Origin of the sequence: Photobacterium kagoshimensis (assembly GCF_050337045.1) — a bacterium.
In the GTDB taxonomy this organism is placed as follows: domain Bacteria; phylum Pseudomonadota; class Gammaproteobacteria; order Enterobacterales; family Vibrionaceae; genus Photobacterium; species Photobacterium kagoshimensis.
On record NZ_JAKJSO010000018.1, the window covers coordinates 26,542 to 47,883 of the forward strand.

The window sequence follows — 21,342 nt, forward strand, 5'->3', positions numbered from 1 at the left end:
TCAGCAACAGCAAATCAATAGCTTGCATGCTGAAATAAACAACAGTTAATCACCCGCAAACATGTAACCTTCGCCGTGTACTGTAACAAAGATCTGTGGGTTTTTCGGGTCTGCTTCCATCTTAGAACGCATACGGCGAATCAAGACATCGATAGTACGATCGTTCGGTGCTTCAACCCGATGGCTAAGCATATTCAAGATACGATCTCGGCTTAACACAACGTTGGGATGCGATGAGAAAGCAACTAATAATTCATATTCTGCTTTCGTTAATTTAACAGGCACGCCGTTATGAGTTAGTGCTCGTTTATTGATGTCGAACTGCCACTCGCCAAAACGAATAATGCTATCTTCTTGCAATTCAACAACCGCTTCATCTCGTGCCTTTTCGACCAGAGAGATGCGCCACAGCAGGTTTTTCACGCGAACAAGTAGCTCTCTCAGCTCAAAAGGCTTAGTTACATAATCGTCAGCACCCATCTCTAAACCAACGATTCTATCAATGCTATCTGTACGACCTGTAACTAGAATAATGCCGACTTCTGAGCGACTACGTAGCTCTCGCGTTAACATTAATCCGTCTTCACCCGGTAAGTTAATATCAAGCATTACAAGGTCGATTTTTTCGCTAGCCATAATGTCACGCATTTGCGCGCCACTCTCAGCTTGGCTCACCTTGTAACCTTCATTTTCAAAGTAACCCACAAGCTTCGTTCGGGTCACAATCTCGTCTTCTACAACAAGTACGTGATGACTCATTTCTATCTCTTTTCTAATTATTTGGCTGTTTTTAATACGGTAGCACAACAGTCGGTTATTAACAATTTGTCATAAATCTGCCTTAACTGTTAATCCCTACCCTTATCCTTATTCACATCGTGGTTTTAAGATTAAACCATAAAAATTTATACGTCACTGCTACTTACAGTGACATCATTCTTTAATGGAATCATCCACTATGAAAAAACTTTGGCAAAAGTTGATCAAACCTAGCAGCAAGCTTTCTATTCTTGCACTGGTTTTGATCGGTATCGGTATCACCCTTGCGGGCACCTTCGTGGTACACAAAGGCTTCGAGGTTACTTCGACTATCGAATTCTGTACTTCGTGCCACACCATGGAGCAAAACTACGAAGAGTACAAAGAATCTGTTCACTTCAAAAATGCCTCTGGTGTTCAAGCAGTTTGTACTGATTGTCACCAGCCAAAAGATTTCCCTGGTAAAGTATTCCGTAAACTGGAAGCAGCAAAAGATCTCTACCACCACTTCATTACAGGCAAAATTGATACGCCTGAAAAATTTGAAGAGAACCGCTTAGAAATGGCGCAAGCTGTTTGGGCACGTATGAGTAGCCAACAATCTAAAACATGTAAGAGCTGTCACTCATACGACGATATGGACCATAGCAAGCAATCTGCTAAAGCTGCGATGGAAATGAAGAAAGCTGCGGCTGAAAACATGAACTGTATCGAATGTCACAAAGGTATTGCACACGAACTGCCTAACATGGCAGGCGGCTTCCAAAAAGACTTCGAAGTGCTACAAGCTACCGCTAACAGCCAAGGTGCTACTGCTGAGAAACTATATTCTCTTGGCGAAAAAGACCTATACGCTGTTGCTGATGCTTCAAGCAAAGCAGAAGGTAAACTTCTTCCTGCATCTGAAGTAACTGTTCTTGAACGTAAAGACGACATGGTTAAAGTTCAAATCGACGGTTGGTTAGAAAAAGCGGGTAAAGGCCGTGTAATGACTGAGTACATGGGTAAACGTGTATTCAAAGCAACTATCCGTGGCGACGTTAAAGCGACTGAGCAAATCATTGAAGAGAAAACTGACTCTGCGACTGATATCGTATGGCAACACGTTTCTGTTCAAGCATGGGTAACAAGCGCTGATCTTATCGACAACATTCAGCCAATCTGGAACTACGCTGAAGGCATGTACGCATCGACTTGTAATGCATGTCACGCTGCTCCAGACCCAGCTCACTTCACTGCTAACGGTTGGATTTCTGGCCTGAATGCAATGAGCGCATACTACCGTCTAAGCAAAACTGAAGAACGTACCCTACTTAAGTATCTTCAGAACCACGGTAAAGATACTGGCGGCGCTGGCGCACACTAATTCCCGATAGGCGGAAGGTATCCCTTCCGCCCCATCCACAGAATTTAAAATAATTAAAGGATTCTCCAATTATGGCGACTCAAATTCTAAACAAAGGCATTTCACGCCGCCGTTTCCTTTCTGGAATGGTAGCAGCAAGTGCAGCTTCTGTAGTGGGTACAAGCCTACTTGCGCCACGCAATGCAATGGCAGCAACTGAATCACAAGCTAAATTTACTGGCGACGTACTGTCTGGCTCACACTGGGGTGCATTCCGCGCTAAAGTTGTTGACGGTGTTTGGGTAAGTACTACTCCTTTCGAAAAGGACAACCACCCTACTCACATGATCGATGGTGTACGTGAAGTGGTTTACAACCCAGCACGTGTTAAGTACCCAATGGTACGTATCGATTGGCTAAAACATGGCTACAAATCTGACACGACTCAACGCGGTGACAACCGTTTTGTTCGTGTGCCATGGTCTCAAGCGCTTGATTTCTTCTACCACGAAATGGAACGCGTTCAGAACAACTTCGGCCCTAGCGCACTTTACGCTGGCCACACAGGTTGGCAGTCTGTAGGTAAACTACACTCTGCAGGTACAATGATGAGCCGCGCTGTTGGTCTACACGGTACTTACCTAGGTAAGATGGGTGACTACTCGACAGGTGCTGCACAAGTTATTCTTCCTTACGTTGCTGGTGCAATGGAAGTATACGAACAACAAACATCATGGCCGCTAGTACTTGAGCACTCAGACACTATCGTTATCTGGGGTTCTGACCCAATTAAAAACCTACAAGTAGGTTGGTTGGTTCCAGATCACAGCCCATACGAGTACTACCAGCAACTTGCTGAGAAAGTGAAAAACAAAGAAATTAAAGTTATTCACGTTGATCCAGTACGCTCTGAAACAATGAAGTACGTTGGTGGTGATCAAGTTCCTGTTCACCCACAAACTGACCTTCCGTTGATGCTTGCGATTGCGCATACTCTGTATACTGAAAACCTATACAACAAAGAGTTCATTGCAGACTACACAACAGGCTTCAAGAAGTTCACACCTTACCTAATGGGTGAGTCTGACGGTGTTGAGAAAACACCTGAGTGGGCTGAAAAGATCTGTGGCATTAAAGCTGATGATATCCGTGCGCTTGCACGCCAAATGGCGTCTGGTCGTACTCAAATCATCGGTGGCTGGTGTCTACAACGTATGCAACACGGCGAGCAATACGCGTGGATGCTGGTTGTTGTTGCCGCTATGCTTGGTCAAATTGGTCTACCTGGCGGTGGCTTCGGCTTCGGTTGGCACTACAATGACGCGGGTTCTATCACGTCTAACGGTCCACTAATGTCAGGTTTCAGCGGTGTAACTGGCGTTGACCCAATTCACAATGGTTCTTTCAACGGTTACTCAACGTACATCCCTGTTGCACGTTTCGTAGACTGTATCGACAACCCAGGTAAAACCATCCAGTGGAACGGTCACGACATTAAGTTCCCTGAAATGAAGATGGCTATCTTCTGTGGTAACAACCCGTTCCACCACCACCAAGATCGTAACAAGATGATCAAAGCGTGGCGTAAGCTGGAAACTGTTGTTTCTATCGATCACCAGTGGACTGCAACTTGTCGTTTCGCTGATATCGTACTGCCAGCAACTACCACGCATGAGCGTGATGACATTGAGCAATACGGTAACCACTCAAACGCAGGTATCATCGCACTTCCTAAAGTGGTTGAGCCAATGTTTGAAGCGAAAGATGACTTCGAAATGTTCCGTGAGCTATGTCGTCGTTACGGCCGTGAAGAAGCATTCACAGGCGGTAAGACACAAATGGAATGGATTGAAGAGATCTACAACGGTGCACGTCTACAAGGCCGTGGCCTAGGTGTTCGTATGCCTAACTTCAAGAAGTTCTGGGAAGGTGAAGGTTTCATCGATTTCCCTGCTGGTAACGAGTGGGTACGTCACGAAACATTCCGTAAAGAACCAGATCTAGAGCCTCTAGGTACTGCTTCAGGTCTGATTGAGATCTACTGTAAGACTATCGCAGATATGGGCTACGACGACTGTCAAGGTCACCCAATGTGGTTTGAGAAGAAAGAGCGTAGCCACGGCGGTCCTCGTTCTGACGCATTCCCACTGCACTTACAGAGCTGTCACCCTAACCACCGTCTGCACTCGCAGCTATGTTCTTCAACAGAACTACGCGCGACTTACGCAGTAGCGGATCGCGAGCCTATCTACATCAACACGATAGATGCAGCGGCACGTGGTATTAAATCTGGTGATGTAGTACGCGTATTCAACGACCGTGGCCAAGTGCTTGCTGGTGCCGTTGTTACAGACGATTACTCTCAAGGTGTTTGTCGTATCGAAGAAGGTGCATGGTACAGTCCACTAGAAGGTGGCAAACCAGGTACTATCTGTACATACGGAGATCCAAACGTACTGACGCAAGATATTGGTTCTTCTAAACTTGCACAGGCAACGTCAGCGCACTCAGCGATTGTAAATATCGAGAAGTACACTGGTGTTGTTCCTGCTGTAACAGGCTTCCACGGCCCATCAGAAGTAACAGATATCGATCCTCTATTCCCTGCTATGAAAGCATAATACAGGTGACGTGTGGCTCTTTATGAGCCACACAGACTTGATGAAGGTAGCTTGAATGAGCTACCTTTATTTTTCTAGCTAAAACCTATTCACATACAAAGTGTTATCTGAAGCCTTAGTGATACACACTGTATGTGAATATGTTTTCCTAAATAAGCCCTACCCTAATGAGCTTGTTTAAAACCGTCTTGGAGTAACCATGCAAGAACTGATTGCCTTCAACGAACAACGTGCTGAAATTTACTGGTGGATGTCTTCACTACTGGCACGCGAATTAACGAACGAAGATCTAGATCAATACTACGGTGGCGAGATGTACACCTTCTTGTCTGGTCTAGGTATGACAGAAGAACTCAAAGCACCTGTTGAAGCCTTCCGTGAAGCGATTACACGCGTACAAGGCCGTGAAGGTGCCCAACTAGAGCTTGCCGCTGATTTCTGTGGCTTATTCCTAAGCACACCAAAATCTGGCGCGCTACCTTATGCGTCTATGTACATTGGTGAATCTGGTCTTTTGAACGATAAGCCAGCACAAGAAATGAATGCGCTATTTAGCCAATACGAGATTGCACAGCGTAAAGAGTTCAATGAACCAGCTGATCATATTGCGATTGAATTAGATTTTCTTGGCAACTTAATCATTCTTGCAAACCAGCAAGATGATGAAGAAAAACGTGAAGAAGCAATGCAAGCTCAGCTTAGCTTCATGAACGAACACCTAATGACTTGGTTACCGCAATTTGCAAAAGAGTGTAACACTCGTGACAAATTTGGCTTCTATGCCGCAGCGGTTAACCTGCTACTTGCGTTTTGCCAGCTAGATGTGGCATTTCTGCAAGGCGAAGAATAACCTCGAATAATAAGTCCTCGCGACTAACTAAGTGATTTCACCAATCACTGATAGTTGGATCACTGATCGTAGTAATCGCTGATGCTAATTATCAAGGCTACGTCGCGACACTATCTCCTTTGCTGGCAATTGGATTGCCAGCTTTTTTGCCTTAAGCCTCAAATTTAAAACCTCACACCTTAATACGCTTAGCAATTAACTCTTCCTCGCTTCACGATCTGCCTTTCATTACCGTTCAGTTAGCAGTCAGTCAAACTTACAGAACACTGACAAACGTAACAGCAGAATCCGTCATTTTACCTAAACACCATTATTCAAAGCGAAAGCAAAGGACGCTCCATATTATAAATGAGAGATAACTCACCGTTAATAATTGCGTTCTGGCTGTAAACTTATTCAAACAACAATAATAGGTAATACAATGACTGACTCTCGTACCTTTACTGCTCGTTTCGTAAAATCAATCAGCGCTGCATTGCTTATCGCCGCATCAGCTATAAGCTTACACGCAACCGCAAGTCCAGTCGCAGCAGATTCCTATAGCGAGCAACAACGCATAGCGAATAAAGTGGGGGTTATCCAACAAGAATTAGCCGCCATTAAGCAAGAAACTCTGCAAGCTAACCCTGACTTGCGCCAGCAACAACTAGACTTTGAAAAAGCATTCGAAGCCAAAGCAGAAAAAGTGGGATATGACCCAGACAGTTTTATGGCGAAAGCGAAAGAGATTCAAGATGAATTACGCTCAGCTGAAACCACACAAGAACAGCAAGCAAAGCTAATAAAAGAGTTTAACCATGCCAAAACTGTCTTAGCTAAGCAACGCGAAACGATTATGAGCGATGCAGCATTAATGGATCAGGAAGAAGACCTACGCAAAGCAACGTACACCGCCATGACCAAACACGACCCAAAAACTAAAGCGTTATTTGGTAGCTTAGACCAACTCATCAAACAAATGCAGTAAGGCATTCCCCTTTCGCGTATTTGTTATGTCAACCTAACGAAGTAACTGTTCGCGCTAGCTGAAAATACAAAAAAAGCCCACACCGAGGAAAAATCGATGTGGGCTTTATTGTCTAGTCATCAGGCTGATTAGACACAATTACGACAGATAAATTAAATCTCTACCGCTTGGTTTGCTTTTAAGCGCTGCATACCTTTACTGATTTTAATAAACCAGAAACAGATAGCGGCCAATGAAATACCCGCACCAATGTAAGGAATGGCATGACGAATCATGTCTAAAATATCGCTATGTACCCAATATTCCGCGCCTGCAACCATGCCGCTGGTTGTAGCTGCAGTCACACCTAATACTACAAAGAATGTAAAGAATAAGAAGAATGTTTTGATGATAGTGTAGTAGTGACTATAGGTAACATCATCTGTACCTTTATTCATCTGATATGCAGAATAAATAATGGCGATAATACCCGAAATCATAAGGGTAAATGGCGTTAGAAAAGTTGCAATATAAGCAAACCAAACGCCTTGTCTTTTCGTATCTGTTGTCATGCTATTAGTCCAAATTGAGCAGCAATGAATCCCATAATTATCACACTTTTTTTGTGGATTTCAAGAATTTATAAGCTATATCCCAAGGATTTAATTCAAGCACAGACACATTTACCGTTACCTGTTACGATGAAGGTGTAGATACCCTTTCTAGATCACAAGGATAGTGACGAATGGCTTCAACAAAACAATACCTTGCACGTAATCCGTGGATAATCTCTATTCTGATTTTAGTCATAATAGGTGTGTGGTTAATCAGTGGCATAATAACGACTCAGAATGAACCACCAGCTAATGCATTATCACATAGTAATAGCCAACAGACGGCACCACTTGCCAAAGTTGTTGTTAGCAAGGTTACAGCACAGCCCGTTACTCGTACGGTCTCTTTATATGGACGAACAGCACCAGACAGAAAGGCGACACTCGGCGCTGAAGTTTCGGGGAATGTCGAACAACTTCTGATTCGCAAAGGTCAGTTTGTCAAAAAAGGGCAAGCTTTAGTCCAACTCAATAAAGCCGACCGAGAGCTACAACTTCAGCGCGCCCTCGCCTTATTGTCTGTTCGGAGTAAAGAATTCAACGCTGCTAAATCATTGCGTGAACGTGGCCTACAAGGTGAGGTCGCACTGAGCAGAGCACAGGCAGGCTTAGTAGAAGCCAAAGCTACCGTTAAAAATCTAGAACTCGCACTCAGCAATACCACTGTGACGGCGCCTTTTGATGGCATCGTTAACATTTTACATGTCGAGCAAGGTGATTATCTCGGTATTGGTGACCCTATTGCTAATGTTGTTGACTTAAACCCACTCGTGATCATCGCAGATGTGAGTGAGCGTCATATCCAAAGTATCCACCATGGTCAGCAGGCGATTATCACTTTATCTACTGGATTAACGCTCGATGCGAAACTGCGCTATAAAGCCAGTATCGCCGCAGAGACTACCAATACTTTCCCTATTGAATTAGAGGTCGCTAACCCGAACTCTAGCCTTGCTGCGGGTATTAGTGCTGAAGTCGATTTAATCCTTGATAGCCAATCGGCAATCAAAGTCACGCCATCCATGTTGGCATTGGATGAAATAGGCAACCTAGGGATCAAAACATTAGTTGCAGACAACAAAGTCGCTTTCGCGCCCATTGCAATAGTTAAAGTCGAACCTGACGGCGTCTGGCTTGGTGGCTTAGGTGAACAAGTGAATGTCATCACCGTTGGACAAGGCTTTGTTCGCAATGGTGATACCGTGATTCCTATTGACGCAGCTCCTGATCAGGGAGTTCCAACCACCATAAATCAAGCTAAGCAGGCAGGTGGTGAATAATGTTTGGAATAATAGAAGCTGCGCTTAGTCGATCACGCACCGTAATAACATTATTAATACTGATTCTGCTTGCAGGGGCGGCGATGTATCGCGCTATTCCCAAAGAATCAAACCCAGATATTACGATTCCTATTATCTATGTGTCTGTTTCACACCAAGGGATAAGCCCTGAAGATTCTGAGCGCTTACTGGTACGCCCGTTAGAGAAAGAACTGCAATCTATCGAAGGTGTAAAAGAGATGACAGCCACAGCCTCCGAAGGCCACGCATCGGTCGTACTCGAATTTAATGCGGGTTCTGATTTAGAAGGTGCGCTCACGGATGTGCGTGAAGCAGTTGATATTGCCAAAGTGAAACTACCCGATGACAGCGATGAACCAACCGTTAATGAAATAACGCTTGCAGGTGAAGAGCCCGTACTCTCTATGGTGTTATACGGTACAGTGCCTGAACGCACCACCATTCAAATAGCCCGTCAACTCCAAGATAAACTCGAAAGCTACCGCCAAGTATTAGAAGTAGAGATCGCCGGTGATCGTGAAGACGTGGTCGAGATCCTCGTTGAACCTTTATTAATGGAAAGCTACGGCTTGGATCAAAACGATGTCTTTAACCTAGTCTCTCGCAATAACCGCGTGGTAGCTGCAGGTTTTATTGATAGCGGCTATGGTCGATTCTCAGTCAAAGTACCATCGGTCTTTGATTCACTCAAAGACATTCTCGAATTACCGATCAAAGTCGATGGCAGCAAAGTCGTCACCTTTGGTGATATAGCAACTGTCCGCCGTGCCTTTCGAGATGCCAGCAGTTTTGCTCGGCTCAATGGTCAACCTGCCATTGTTTTAGATATAAAAAAACGCGCGGGTGAAAACATTATAGAAACCGTTGAAGTGGTTAAAGCGGTTGTTGCCGAAGCGCAAAAATTACCCGAGTGGCCTGATAATTTATTGGTGGAATACACCCTCGATGGCTCTAAAGATGTTCAGATGATGCTGAACGATCTTCAAAACAATATCTTATCTGCGATTATCTTAGTTGTAGTAGTTATTATCGCCATACTCGGTTCGCGTACAGCCCTGCTTGTCGGTATTTCAATTCCAGGTTCATTTCTTACTGGTCTATTGGTTCTTGCTATCAGCGGATTAACCGTCAATATCATCGTATTGTTCTCATTAATCATGGCTGTTGGCATGCTGGTTGATGGCGCTATCGTGGTAACAGAGTATGCTGAACGGCGGATGCAAGAAAACATCCCACGTAAACAAGCTTATCGCGAAGCGGCAAGGCGTATGGCGTGGCCGATCACGGCATCAACCGCCACAACGTTAGCCGCCTTCGGTCCACTACTGTTTTGGCCAGATACCACCGGCGAGTTCATGCGTTATCTGCCACTGACGTTAATTGCGACATTAACGGCATCACTCGTCATGGCGTTAATTTTTGTACCAGTACTTGGCAGTGTAATTGGTCGCCCTCAATACACGAGTAAGGCGGTCCAGCAACGTAAAATTGCGGTTGAAAATGGCGATTTTTCGCAAGCCGTTGGCCTCACCAAGCTGTATTTAAACAGCCTTGCTATTGCCATTAAGCACCCTCTTAAAATACTCCTGTCTGCATTTGTGCTAGCGGGTGTTATTGGCTATAGCTACAGTGTGGCCGGTTTAGGCGCGGTATTCTTCCCAGAGGTTGACCCACCCCACTTCAGCTTGAAAGCACGATCACATGGCGATCTTTCGATCTATGAGAAAGATGCACTGATGAAAACCATTGAAGCTAGAGTCATGAATACGGAAGGCATCAGCAGCATTTACACTAAAACAGGCGGTGATGACGAAATTGGCCGCATTCAATTTAATCCACTTGATTGGCAATATCGGCCACCGATCACCGAGATCATTGCCAACCTACGCAATAAAACCAAGGATCTGGCAGGAGTCGAATTAGAATTTAAATTCCCTGAAGCGGGTCCACCTAACGAACACGATCTGATCATCGAAATTACTGCCCGTGATAACGAGGAAATGACGCCAGCCGTTACTGCCGTCCGTCAATGGTTAGAATCTCAACCTGCATTTACCAATATTTCCGATACAGGTAACAAACCAGGGATTGATTGGGAAATCAAAATCAACCGCGATGATGCAGCCCGTTTTGGCGCAGATGCAACACTGGTTGGTAATACCGTTCAGTTCGTGACAAACGGCTTAAAAATAGGGGAATACCTGCCCGATGATACCGATGACGAAGTCGATATTTTGGTTCGCTATCCTAAAACCGAGCGAGACATTGGCCGTTTTGATGAACTGAGAGTCAAAACCCAGTATGGCTTGATCCCAATGACTAACTTTGCAAAAGTGAAACCCTCTCCCAAACAAAACAGCATCCATCACATAGGCGGCAAGCGCGTACTGGAAGTCAAAGCGGATATGGCAACAGGCTATAACCTCAGCCTTGAACTCCCCAAAGTTGAAGCCGCATTAGCTGGGTTACCGCTAGGAAAAAGTGTGCAAGTTGCACTTCGCGGACAAAATGAAGAACAAGATAACTCCTCTAAGTTCTTACAGTCGGCTTTCTTGGTCGCACTTGCTGTTATGGGGTTAATCTTAGTCACTCAATTTAACAGCTTTTACCAAGCCTTATTAATTTTAAGTGCGGTGTTGTTCTCGACTGCTGGTGTATTCCTTGGCTTACTGATCTTCCAACGTCCATTTGGCATTATCATGTCTGGTATTGGCGTGATTGCGCTGGCAGGTATTGTGGTAAATAACAATATTGTACTGATCGATACTTACAACCAACTGCGTAAGAAAGGATACGATAAAGTTAACGCTATCATGCACACTGGCGCGCAACGTTTACGGCCAGTATTACTGACAACAATAACGACGATCCTTGGCTTGATGCCTATGGTGCTCGAAATGAATATCGACCTAATAAACCGTAAAGTCGAATTTGGTGCCCCGAGCACTCAATGGTGGTCTCAGTTAGCAACCGCTATTGCGGGCGGCTTAGCCTTTGCAACGTTATTAACGCTTATCCTTACACCTTGTCTATTGATGCTGGGTCGAGAGAAAAATAAACCTTCCTCTTCGCATCGTACAGACACCTCTTACCCATACAATAACAGCGTTCCCGTACACCAAAATCATGCCACCAGCAGTATGATTAACCAAATAAACGGATTGGAAAGTCCACCTCGGAAACAACTCGATACAGAGCTAACGTAAAAATGATTTCGTTCATGAAAAAAGCCAGCATTCAATATGCTGGCTTCTCTTTATAAGATCTTGTCTTTTAGGATGAGAGGCTGAGCTTTATAACGCTTCGGTCGGTGTTTCCACTTCACTGCCATCTTTAATACGACGGTGACCTTCTGTCAGGTGAACAAAATCAACCAAATCATCACTTGAAACTTGGAACGCTTGACCAAAACCTTTCACAAATAAGCCTTGCGTCGGTGCAAGGCGGAACATAGTAAAATCTTCCAAACCGCTTAAACCATCAACAATGTCGCCAAATCGCGCCTTCAAACTCGATACCGCTTCGAGCCAAACCTCGCTTTGACGCTCAACAACAGAGACATCCGCTTCGAACGTTAAACGCTTACGTGCGTATAATGTTTTAGACGTCGCTTCATCTTCAATCATCATTAACGACACTTGTGGATTTTCAAGTAAGTTACGTGCGTGGCGCGCAATTTGGCTAATCAATACGTAATAACCATCGTCCAAGAGTGCAAATGGCGCATAGCTAACATTTGGTTTGCCGTTCGCATCTACCGTAGCAAGTTGTACTGTTTGGCACGCCTCGCGAAATGCTTTAATTTCTGGGCCTAAACGATTTTGTAAACGCGCTTGTTTTACCTGATTCATCCTATTCTCCTAATCATTATTATATTTCCTAACAGCTCCCTTATGAGCTAACAGAACGGCTGACTTTCGTTCTTATTGGAAGGTGCTGTCGGATTGATTATCTTAGTCTTTATTCGTGCTCTGGTTTTAGACGTACTTTTGTTTTAATTGTTCAAATTTCTCAATCTGCTCAGGGAACAGCTGACGCTTTTTATCTCGGCCTAAATACACTTTGAATACACATTCGCCTTGCTCAGCAAAGAATCCAATGAAGTAACTTTCTTGCCCCATAAATTCTTTGTTAACCAATGCAATATTGGTCACTAAATCTAAGCGAAGGTGACCATGCATTTCGCCTTCTTTACCCATTAAGTTATAGTAACCACGCGCTTCTTTACCTTTAGGGAAAGGGGCTTTTACTTCAAAAATAGATCCCATGGAATGGACAATGCTCGTTACTGGGCCCCACGATGGTAACTCTTCTAAAATCGCTTTAGCATTTTCACCTGCAAGGCGTACAACCAATTCCTCAGGGAAGGCAAAAACCACTTCGCCTTCAGTAAGGTTCAATTGCTGAGCAATCGCACCTGCATGTAATTTTGGATCCGCGTTTAGAATTTCACTAACTTGAGACTTCACGTTTTCAAATGTTGAAGATGCGTACACAGCGTTCTCTCTATTATATTTGTTGAATTCATCGACCAAGGACAAACCGTACTTAGCTCTTGCCATTACAGGTTGTTATTACAGCTTGTCGTGTTTGATTCTGATCTAAAGCAAGTCAGAACTGTTCGAACAAGCCTCCATAAAACTATGCGGCTTGCTGATAAGTCGTTTGTTGAGCAATTTTCATCATACCTTGAGCTAATGTGACCGCCCAAAACTGCCCTGCCAGCGTTAACGATAGATAGTCATCTTCAAGAATAACTAATCCATTTGTTTGCCATGCTGTAAATAAGGGTAAACAAGCTTCAAATACATCGTATTGCGCCGCGCTTTGTAACTGCGTTCGGGAAAGTACACCACGATCAAAGCTAGCCTTGATGATCGAATTGATAACAGCATTGGCTGGTGTTTGAGTCATCATCGCAACGGGTGTTTCACCAGCTTTAATTGCTCCAATGTACGCGTCAAGAGTGCGGTGCTGCATAAACCCATAGCCGCCAACATTACCACCAGCACCCGCCCCTAACGGTAGGACTTCAGCCGAGGTTTTTGCCAAGCTGTTATAAACGCTACGCTCACGGTTATCCCGTGCCCAATGGTTAACACTGAGGCGACGTAAATGGTGTTTATCCATAAACGCACAGCCTTGTTCAAACATGGTGGCTTTCGTAGCTGTTTCCGCAGGATGTGGAAGTTTGCCTTGCTCTATCATGCCTTTCATTGGGGTTCCCCCCATCTCAATCAGCTGGTAAAGATCGACGCCATGCGCTCCACTTTCTAAGAAGTCAGCCAAGTCTTGTTGCCATACGTCTACATCTTGATATGGCAAGCCATATAGCAGGTCAATAACAATAGGTGCCGCGTCTGATGCACTTAATGCTTGGATACGTTCTAACACATCTTCACGATCATCTAATCGCTTCGCTTTACGACGAACTTGGCTATTAAAGCTCTGCACACCAAACGAAAATCGGTTGAATCCGCCTTCTAATGCAGAATCAAACAACTCATCACTAAACCGATTGATACGCCCTTCTAAGGTGAGCTCACAATCTGTCGTTAATGGAAAATGACGACGGATCATCTCACCCAAGGTTTTAATCTGTGCGGCGGTTAAATCTGTTGGCGTACCACCACCAATATAAACAGCATGGAATGGTGCCGCCTGCGTCCACGGCATTGCTGCTTTCACTTTTAGCTCTACCATCAGTGCTGCGAAATAGTCATCTATTAGTTGCTGACTAGACGCATACTGGAAGAAGTTACAGTAAGTACAACGCACGCGACAAAAAGGAATATGAACATATAAACAACGCTTACCTAGCTGTTCAGGTACTTGCCTCAATACTTGCTGAGACACACTTTGATGCTGACTTTTATCTACGACCGTAGATTGACCTCCCGCATGTGCTGATTTTTTTTGTTGAAAAGCATAGCGTAATGGATCTGGGGTTGAGATACCTGTCACTTCAGGGATCAGTAACTCAGATACATCTAGGGAGACAGTTTCTTTTATTGGTTTCATAGCTTTTTGCTGGCAAACATCCAGCCTCTTTTGCAACGATCAGCGAGAGCAATCACTGAACAACACAATGCTAGCGACGGCTAGCCCATCATCAAATATCGAGAATTAACTTTCGTCGAGATTAAAAGCAAAACCTTAATTGATGCTTATGAGCACGTTTTGACGATACTTTCTTAGTGCAGCCACCCAATTGATAAGCCTTATTCATTACTGCTAATAACAGCATCAAATTGCAGCTATACCATTGTTTTTATTTATATAAGCAAGTAATTGCCTTGTGGTCTGCCGTGTTTCTGAAAGCATCATATTCAGAGTTAAATAATATTGCAAATGATAATTGATATTATTCGTCTTTCGTGGATAATGATTTCAAATCTTGCTAAAAGCCACTTTTGACAATTCTGTTATTTACTTGGTTTGGCAGGGCAATCTTTCTCAGCGTGGTAGATGAAACCGTGAATACAAAACGATATTTACTTGCAGGTACGGCATCTGTTCTTTTTCATAGCCTAGTCTTCTCAGCGATTCCCAACACCATGGTTATGGCAATGCCTGTGGGTACTGAATCTACCCGCGTTTCATTAAATTTAGTGTCTGTTCCCCAACAAGCACCAAAACCGCAAATAATTGCTGAAGTTCCAGCTCCAACCAAAGCGGTAAAAGCCAAACCGAAAAAAGAAGTGAAAACCGAACAAAAACGTTTGGTCAAAAAGCCCAAAGTGACAGAAGAGCAAGCCGTTAAGCAACCGGTGACAAAAGATATTGTTAAAAAGGCAACACCCAAGAAAAAACCATCTGTCGTAAAAAAGGACACGGTGAAACCTGCAGAAAAAACAACCAAACCTAAAGAAGAAATGGTTAGTAAAGCGGATTCACAGCCTAAACCTGAAGTAAAAGCACAAGAGGCTGCAGGGGTAAATAGCCCTCCACAACTGATAAATAAGCCAAGCTTCAGTACACGCCCTAGCCCTGTTAGCTACCCGAAAATTGCAAAAAGACGCGGGCTTCAAGGCCAAGTCTTAGTTGAAGTATGGATTGATAGTTCAGGCAAACAAGTTAAACAAACATTAGTGAAGTCATCGGGTACAAATGTCCTCGACGATGCCGCTCTATCAGCCATAAAACGCTGGCAGTTTTCTTCATATACCGTCGATGGGCAAGCTATTGCGCATCGTGTACAAATTCCTGTTCGTTTCAAGTTGGATTAAGACATGAACACCATCACAAGCTTTCAAGAACAATTTGGCCTAATGGCATGGCCGCTTTTTTTATGCTCAGCTATCACTTTAATGATTTTGCTGGAGCGTTTCATTCAAGTCTTACTCTGTACAGGCGTTGGCCATTCTAAAATCAATGCGATCTTGGCTAGACAAGACCGTCATAACCAACCACAGCTTGATCAACTCGCAACCGATTTAAAGCAAAAAAGACCTCTGCTTTATAAAGGTGTGGCAATGCTAATTGCCCATCGTCATTTCGACAAAACATTGCGAGAAGATGCAGCCAGTATTTGGCTACAGCAAAAACGTAAACAGTTGCGTTCAGGGCTGCGCTTACTGGCACTGATTGGGGTTATCAGCCCATTACTTGGCTTATTAGGCACAGTGCTTGGTCTGATTGATATGTTTAAGGGTATTGCAGCATCTACAGGTTCTGTCACACCTAACGATCTTGCCGACGGGCTCGGCCTTGCCATGCGCACTACAGCCGCAGGCTTGATTATTGCCCTACCCGCTATTACTGGATCACAACTTCTAGGCGTTTGGGCTGACAGCATTACCTCTAAATTAGAGCACTCACTCAATCATTGTAACCTGTGGATTGAAGGCATTAACTTCCATACCTCAGATGATTCAGCTGCAACTGAAAGCGCTTCAATCACCGAAAGCTCTGCTGTAACCCAAACCGCAGCAGTGATGAATGGATCTAAGGTGCAACCATGATCCGAGCATCAAACACCTCATGGGACAGTGACGAACTCAAACCTGATCTTACGCCTTTACTCGATATCATCTTCATTGTGATGGTGTTTTTATTACTGACAGCCAGTGTGAAACTGCAATCACTGGATGTGGAATTGCCGCAAACAAGTACCGAAGTGTTACAAGAAACTCATGCCGATCCCATTACGATCAACTTATTGGCAAAAGATCCCTACTGGGCTCTACAAGGTAAAGAAGCAAATAACTGGCAAAGCTTTAGCGTCAACTTATTAAAAGAAGTAAAAGCTAACCCTAAAAAACCCGTTGTTATTGGTGCAGATAAAGGCGCATCAGTCGAACACATGCTCAAGCTTTTGGCACTATTGCAACAACATGAAATCAAAGCAACACAATTACTAATGGAAGAGGAAGCACAATGAAACGCTTAGTCTTAGCTACAACTTTGCTTTTAACCGCCACATCAAGCTTGGCGAATGAGCGTATTATCAGTGCGGGTTCAGCCATTACTGAGCTTTTAAATGCTATCGGTGCAGAGCAAAGCATTGTCGCAGTCGATGCCACTAGCCGAAGCTTAGTCAGTAAAAACACGCCAACCCTTGGCTACCATCGCGCACTTTCAGCAGAGAGCTTAATTGCATTAACCCCAACACGGTTACTGGGTTCTGAAGAAATGGGACCCCAAACCACCCTAGATCTGATGAAGCAAGCTGGCGTAGAGGTCAACATCCTTAATTCAGGCGAAACAGTGAATGCTCTTCTAAAACGCATAGATAGCATTGGTGAAATCACAGGTAAGCAAACCAAAGCAAATCAGCTAAAAGAAAGGGTAAAACAGCAAGTTGCTAATATAGAAAAAAATAACAAACGTTCAAATACCGCCAGTAAAAAGCCGGTAAAAGTATTATTCCTATCGATTCATGAAGGCCGCCCTGCAACCGTAGGTGGACGAAATACCACCGCGGATACCGTGATTCGCCTTGCTGGCGGCATTAATCCAGCGGCAGAACAAGTGGAGTCTTATAAACCGATTTCGGCTGAATCCATGCTTGAAATGCAACCCGATCTCATCATGCTAAGTAGCCGTACTTATAACTCAATTGGTCAAGCTGATGGTTTGTTTGAGGAGCTACCACTGCTTACAGCAACCCCCGCAGGCATCAATAAAGCCGTCGTTGTCATTGATGGCACCGCTTTAATTGGTGGCTTAGGGCTTAAAAGCCTGAGCGAAGCTGAACGCTTAAACCGTGTTTTCTACCCTTAATCGTCGAGTATTCGTTACGTGTCCGTTATGCAAATCCAAAGACTTCCATTAAAAGTTGTTTTCCCTATTGGGTTGAGCTTGCTCTTCCTTGCGGTGGCAACATCCGTGATTGTTGGCCCTATGGCTATAACTCTCAGTCAAAGCTTAAAAGCCTTTACGCCTTGGCAAAGTGAATTGCCCGCACATATCCAGATTGTGATCCAACAAATAAGGCTGCCACGTACCTTATTATGTATTGCGATTGGTGCCATTCTCGCTTTATGTGGCGCCGTTATGCAGGGGCTGTTTCGAAATCCACTGGCTGATCCTGGCATTATTGGCGTATCAGGTGGGGCAAGTTTAGGTGCTGCACTGGCTATTGTTCTTTTTGGCTCTTTAGCATCATCTTTCCCGATCCTATTAACATTAGGCACTGTGCCTATCATGGCATTTCTTGGGGGCGCAGTAAGTACTTGGCTGGTTTATACACTTGGCACAGACAAAAATGGCACATCCGTGACCATCATGCTGCTAGCCGGTGTAGCTATCGGAGCCTTATCAGGCGCGGCTTTAGGTCTAATGAACTATTTTGCCGATGATCAGGCCTTGCGTGACTTATCATTATGGACCATGGGATCATTAGCGGGTGCAACATGGCCAGGGATTACGTTGGCATTTACGACCTTAGGCATTCTAATGTGGATCTTTGACCGTCAAGCAAATGCACTTAATGCTTTTTTGCTGGGTGAAGCTGAAGCCAAACACATGGGTGTAAATGTACAAGCCCTCAAACGTAGCTTAATTTTACTGTGCGCGGCTGGCGTTGGTGTCTGCGTATCCCTCACTGGTGTTATTGGATTTGTCGGCCTAATCATTCCACACTTAGGCCGTATGCTTGCAGGCCCTAACCATAAAACACTGCTGCCACTTTCAGCACTATTGGGAGCTTTAATTTTACTGGTCGCCGACATGATCGCACGTGTTATTGCAGCTCCCGCAGAACTACCCGTGGGAATTATTACCGCTCTATTGGGTGCGCCCTTCTTCATAATATTACTGATTAAACAAAAAGGACGCCTATCATGATGGCAGGCTTTTCATGTTCTAAATTTCAATCTCAAGATAAAATCGCAATCACAGCGAAAGGATTAAATTTAGAGCTAGGCGGTAAAATCTTGCTTGATGAGTTCGATATAGAAATTCGACATGGCGAAGTCACTGCACTACTTGGTCCTAATGGTGCAGGGAAAAGTACCCTACTTAAAGTGCTGTGCGGCGAGTTAGAGGCAGGCGGTGAGATTCTGATTCATGGCAAAACCCACCATCAATGGTCAGCAAAAGATCTTGCCAAGTATTTAGCCGTTTTGCCCCAGCATAGTAGTTTAAGCTTTGCGTTTACTGCTCAAGAAGTTGCGGAGCTTGGTGCATTACCACTTGATCTAACGCGTGCTGATGCGACTAAAACAGCTGCTACTATGATGCAAAAAACCGAAGTGACAGCCCTTTCAAATCGGCTGTACCCTTCTTTGTCTGGTGGCGAAAAACAACGGGTTCATTTTGCCCGCGTGCTTACTCAGCTTAGCGAAGCGAAAGAAAATGCTATTTTGATGCTCGATGAACCAACATCAGCACTTGATTTAGCGCATCAACATAAAACATTACAACTCGCACAACATATGGCTAAAGCAGGAGCAGCTGTTATCGTCGTATTGCATGATCTAAACCTTGCTGCACAATATGCAGACCGCTTAGTTATTGTAAAAAATGGAAAGATACAGGCTGATGGCGATGCTTGGCATGCATTAGATTCTCAGAATATTGAGCGAATCTATGGCTGGCCTGTCACGATGACCAAGCACCCTACACTTCAACACCCAGTTATTCTATAGTCGCTCGTTATGTAATCCTTACAATGCACAAATAAATGCATACTGATGCATCAAATTTTACGCAATTTACATTATTATTGTTGATGTTTATCAAGTATTGCCATCTTGATAGACAGAAACGTTGCACTGTGCGCTACACTCAGTAAAATGTGAACGCAAGCGATTAACAATGTAACGCTACCAAATCCATAAAAGCCGCTCATCTGAGAAGCGGCTTTTAACGTTTATACAAGGTCTCTAGCGACATACAGCACTCGAAATGAAAGAGTTGGCGCTATGTATAGCTTAAAAAGATCCTCTTTATTGCAATTATTAGAAGAATAACTATGGCAACGATTAAAGATGTTGCACGTATGGCTGGAGTTTCAACAACAACAGTCTCGCACGTGATTAATAAAACACGCTTCGTAGCAGAAGCAACACAAAAAAAAGTGTTAGCAGCCGTTGATGAACTTAACTATGCACCAAGCGCTGTTGCTCGCAGCCTAAAATGTAACACTACCCGCACAATTGGTATGTTGGTCACCAAGTCAACCAACCCCTTTTTTGCTGAGGTTGTACATGGCGTAGAAGAATACTGCTACAAAGAAGGCTACACACTTATCCTGTGTAACACTGAAGGTAACCTATCTAAGCAACGCGATTACCTGCGCATGCTCGCCGAAAAACGCGTTGATGGCCTAATGGTGATGTGTTCGGACCTTGATCAACGTCTATTAGACCTATTAGAACGTCAAAATGACCTACCTATGGTTGTGATGGATTGGGGTCCTGAAAGTCCACACACGGATAAAATTCAAGACAACGCAGCCATTGGTGGCTATATCGCAATCAAGCACTTTATTGAAAACGGCCACACTAAAATTGGCTGTTTATCAGGTCACAATGAAAAATCAACCTGTCGTGAGCGCTTAAAAGGCTTCCAAAAAGCGATGGACGAAGCAAACCTAACCGTTAATGAAGATTGGATTATCGAAGGTGACTTCGAGTGTGAAACGGCCGTGAAAGCCGCTGAGCAATTCATTGCGATGAAAGAACGTCCAACGGCTATTTTCTGTTTTAACGACATTATGGCCATGGCGATGATCAGTACTTTCGTTCAGAATGGCGTTCGTGTTCCTGAAGATATATCTATCATTGGTTACGATAACATCGAGCTAGCACCTTTCTTCTCGCCACCGTTAACGACAATCCACCAGCCTAAACGCCGTTTAGGTAAAACAGCGATTGAAATCTTGATGGAACGCGTGAAAGATAAAAAGCACGAAAACCGTGTTTTTGAAATGTCACCTGAATTAGTTGTACGTAAATCGGTTCATAAGCTTAACTAACTATTCGCTTTACGCATAAACATTGAATAGCCGACGACCCCATATCGTCGGCTTTTTTTATTCATTCCCGCCACGCTAAACCCTCCTTTTTTACATAAATATTTAATATGTAACAATAAAATTACTTTTAGATTTGAAATAAGTTTGCTTCATTTACCCAATGATTTATTTAATCCCTGAATATTCTCTCTTCATAAAGCAGTAATAATTGAAGCAACATCACATTTTCCCCAGCATAGAGTAAACGCTTTTCTGCTATTTACGATATGCTTATTACGTCACGAACAGGGCAAACTACTTGAAAAAGTAGGACGCAAAGCTTCCGGCCTAACAAAGTGTTATTTAATAAAAATTAACACATTCAAGGTAGCGGGGTTACCGATGGATTTACTGCAAACCTGCTTTAGGGTTTGACATGCTTTTGACATACATTAAGTGTGCTTTGCTAACCTAAACTCCTCGCTTATATGTTAGGTGACTCC

18 protein-coding genes and 1 riboswitch are annotated in these 21,342 nt (G+C 44.0%); of the genes, 13 read left to right on the forward strand and 5 right to left on the reverse strand.

Annotated elements, in window-relative coordinates:
- Positions 1-45: 45 nt before the first annotated feature.
- Positions 46-759, reverse strand: a complete 714-nt coding sequence (gene torR, locus L4C35_RS16980) for a two-component system response regulator TorR (RefSeq protein ID WP_048898526.1) — start codon at positions 757-759, stop codon at positions 46-48.
- Positions 760-958: 199 nt separating this feature from the next.
- Between torR and torC the strand changes: the two genes are divergently transcribed.
- The 4 genes from torC to L4C35_RS17000 all read left to right on the forward strand — a co-directional run bounded on the left by torC (position 959) and on the right by L4C35_RS17000 (position 6,542).
- A complete protein-coding gene (gene torC / locus L4C35_RS16985; RefSeq protein ID WP_428464004.1) occupies positions 959-2,125 on the forward strand; it encodes a pentaheme c-type cytochrome TorC in 1,167 nt (388 codons plus the stop codon).
- 71 nt (positions 2,126-2,196) lie between these two features.
- Positions 2,197-4,725 carry a trimethylamine-N-oxide reductase TorA gene (torA, locus tag L4C35_RS16990; protein ID WP_428464005.1) on the forward strand — a complete coding sequence of 843 codons (2,529 nt, stop codon included), beginning with the start codon at positions 2,197-2,199 and terminating at the stop codon, positions 4,723-4,725.
- A 199-nt stretch (positions 4,726-4,924) separates the two neighbouring features.
- Positions 4,925-5,575, forward strand: a complete 651-nt coding sequence (gene torD, locus L4C35_RS16995; RefSeq protein ID WP_428464006.1) for a molecular chaperone TorD — start codon at positions 4,925-4,927, stop codon at positions 5,573-5,575.
- Positions 5,576-5,996: 421 nt separating this feature from the next.
- Positions 5,997-6,542 (forward strand): hypothetical protein, encoded by a 546-nt coding sequence (locus L4C35_RS17000; protein ID WP_428464007.1) that lies wholly within the window; start codon positions 5,997-5,999, stop codon positions 6,540-6,542.
- A gap of 152 nt (positions 6,543-6,694) precedes the next feature.
- Here the strand turns inward: L4C35_RS17000 and L4C35_RS17005 are convergent, their stop codons facing one another.
- Positions 6,695-7,093, reverse strand: coding sequence for a hypothetical protein (locus L4C35_RS17005; RefSeq protein ID WP_428464008.1), 399 nt, complete (start codon positions 7,091-7,093; stop codon positions 6,695-6,697).
- A gap of 173 nt (positions 7,094-7,266) precedes the next feature.
- Between L4C35_RS17005 and L4C35_RS17010 the strand changes: the two genes are divergently transcribed.
- Both L4C35_RS17010 and L4C35_RS17015 read left to right on the forward strand, forming a co-directional pair.
- Positions 7,267-8,415, forward strand: a complete 1,149-nt coding sequence (locus L4C35_RS17010) for an efflux RND transporter periplasmic adaptor subunit (RefSeq protein WP_428464009.1) — start codon at positions 7,267-7,269, stop codon at positions 8,413-8,415.
- Positions 8,415-11,642: an efflux RND transporter permease subunit gene (locus tag L4C35_RS17015; RefSeq protein WP_428464010.1), complete on the forward strand. Its 3,228-nt coding sequence runs from the start codon at positions 8,415-8,417 to the stop codon at positions 11,640-11,642. Before L4C35_RS17010 ends, L4C35_RS17015 begins: the two co-directional genes overlap by 1 nt.
- 87 nt (positions 11,643-11,729) lie before the next feature.
- Here L4C35_RS17015 and hutZ read toward each other — a convergent pair whose 3' ends face one another.
- From hutZ to hutW, 3 genes are all read right to left on the reverse strand, one after another.
- The gene (hutZ, locus tag L4C35_RS17020) at positions 11,730-12,287 is read right to left on the reverse strand and encodes a heme utilization protein HutZ (protein ID WP_428464011.1); all 558 of its coding nucleotides are present in this window, start codon (positions 12,285-12,287) and stop codon (positions 11,730-11,732) included.
- Positions 12,288-12,413: 126 nt separating this feature from the next.
- Positions 12,414-12,932 carry a heme utilization cystosolic carrier protein HutX gene (hutX, locus tag L4C35_RS17025; protein WP_428464012.1) on the reverse strand — a complete coding sequence of 173 codons (519 nt, stop codon included), beginning with the start codon at positions 12,930-12,932 and terminating at the stop codon, positions 12,414-12,416.
- A 145-nt stretch (positions 12,933-13,077) separates the two neighbouring features.
- Positions 13,078-14,457 (reverse strand): heme anaerobic degradation radical SAM methyltransferase ChuW/HutW, encoded by a 1,380-nt coding sequence (hutW, locus tag L4C35_RS17030; RefSeq protein WP_428464013.1) that lies wholly within the window; start codon positions 14,455-14,457, stop codon positions 13,078-13,080.
- Between the two features lie 455 nt (positions 14,458-14,912).
- Between hutW and L4C35_RS17035 the strand changes: the two genes are divergently transcribed.
- The 7 genes from L4C35_RS17035 (at position 14,913) to purR (ending at position 20,860) form a co-directional block, all read left to right on the forward strand.
- The gene (locus L4C35_RS17035) at positions 14,913-15,665 is read left to right on the forward strand and encodes an energy transducer TonB (RefSeq protein WP_428464014.1); all 753 of its coding nucleotides are present in this window, start codon (positions 14,913-14,915) and stop codon (positions 15,663-15,665) included.
- Between the two features lie 3 nt (positions 15,666-15,668).
- Positions 15,669-16,400 carry a MotA/TolQ/ExbB proton channel family protein gene (locus L4C35_RS17040; protein ID WP_428464015.1) on the forward strand — a complete coding sequence of 244 codons (732 nt, stop codon included), beginning with the start codon at positions 15,669-15,671 and terminating at the stop codon, positions 16,398-16,400.
- Complete coding sequence (locus tag L4C35_RS17045; RefSeq protein ID WP_428464016.1) at positions 16,397-16,819, forward strand: ExbD/TolR family protein; 423 nt, start codon at positions 16,397-16,399, stop codon at positions 16,817-16,819. Before L4C35_RS17040 ends, L4C35_RS17045 begins: the two co-directional genes overlap by 4 nt.
- Entirely contained in the window at positions 16,816-17,661 is an 846-nt protein-coding gene (locus L4C35_RS17050) for a heme/hemin ABC transporter substrate-binding protein (RefSeq protein ID WP_428464017.1), read from the forward strand. Before L4C35_RS17045 ends, L4C35_RS17050 begins: the two co-directional genes overlap by 4 nt.
- A gap of 27 nt (positions 17,662-17,688) precedes the next feature.
- Entirely contained in the window at positions 17,689-18,726 is a 1,038-nt protein-coding gene (locus L4C35_RS17055) for a FecCD family ABC transporter permease (RefSeq protein ID WP_428464018.1), read from the forward strand.
- Entirely contained in the window at positions 18,726-19,529 is an 804-nt protein-coding gene (locus L4C35_RS17060) for a heme ABC transporter ATP-binding protein (RefSeq protein ID WP_428464103.1), read from the forward strand. Before L4C35_RS17055 ends, L4C35_RS17060 begins: the two co-directional genes overlap by 1 nt.
- Before the next feature lie 326 nt (positions 19,530-19,855).
- Entirely contained in the window at positions 19,856-20,860 is a 1,005-nt protein-coding gene (purR, locus tag L4C35_RS17065) for an HTH-type transcriptional repressor PurR (protein ID WP_428464019.1), read from the forward strand.
- A gap of 278 nt (positions 20,861-21,138) precedes the next feature.
- A riboswitch (cyclic di-GMP riboswitch) is annotated at positions 21,139-21,243 on the forward strand.
- Positions 21,244-21,342: the final 99 nt, after the last annotated feature.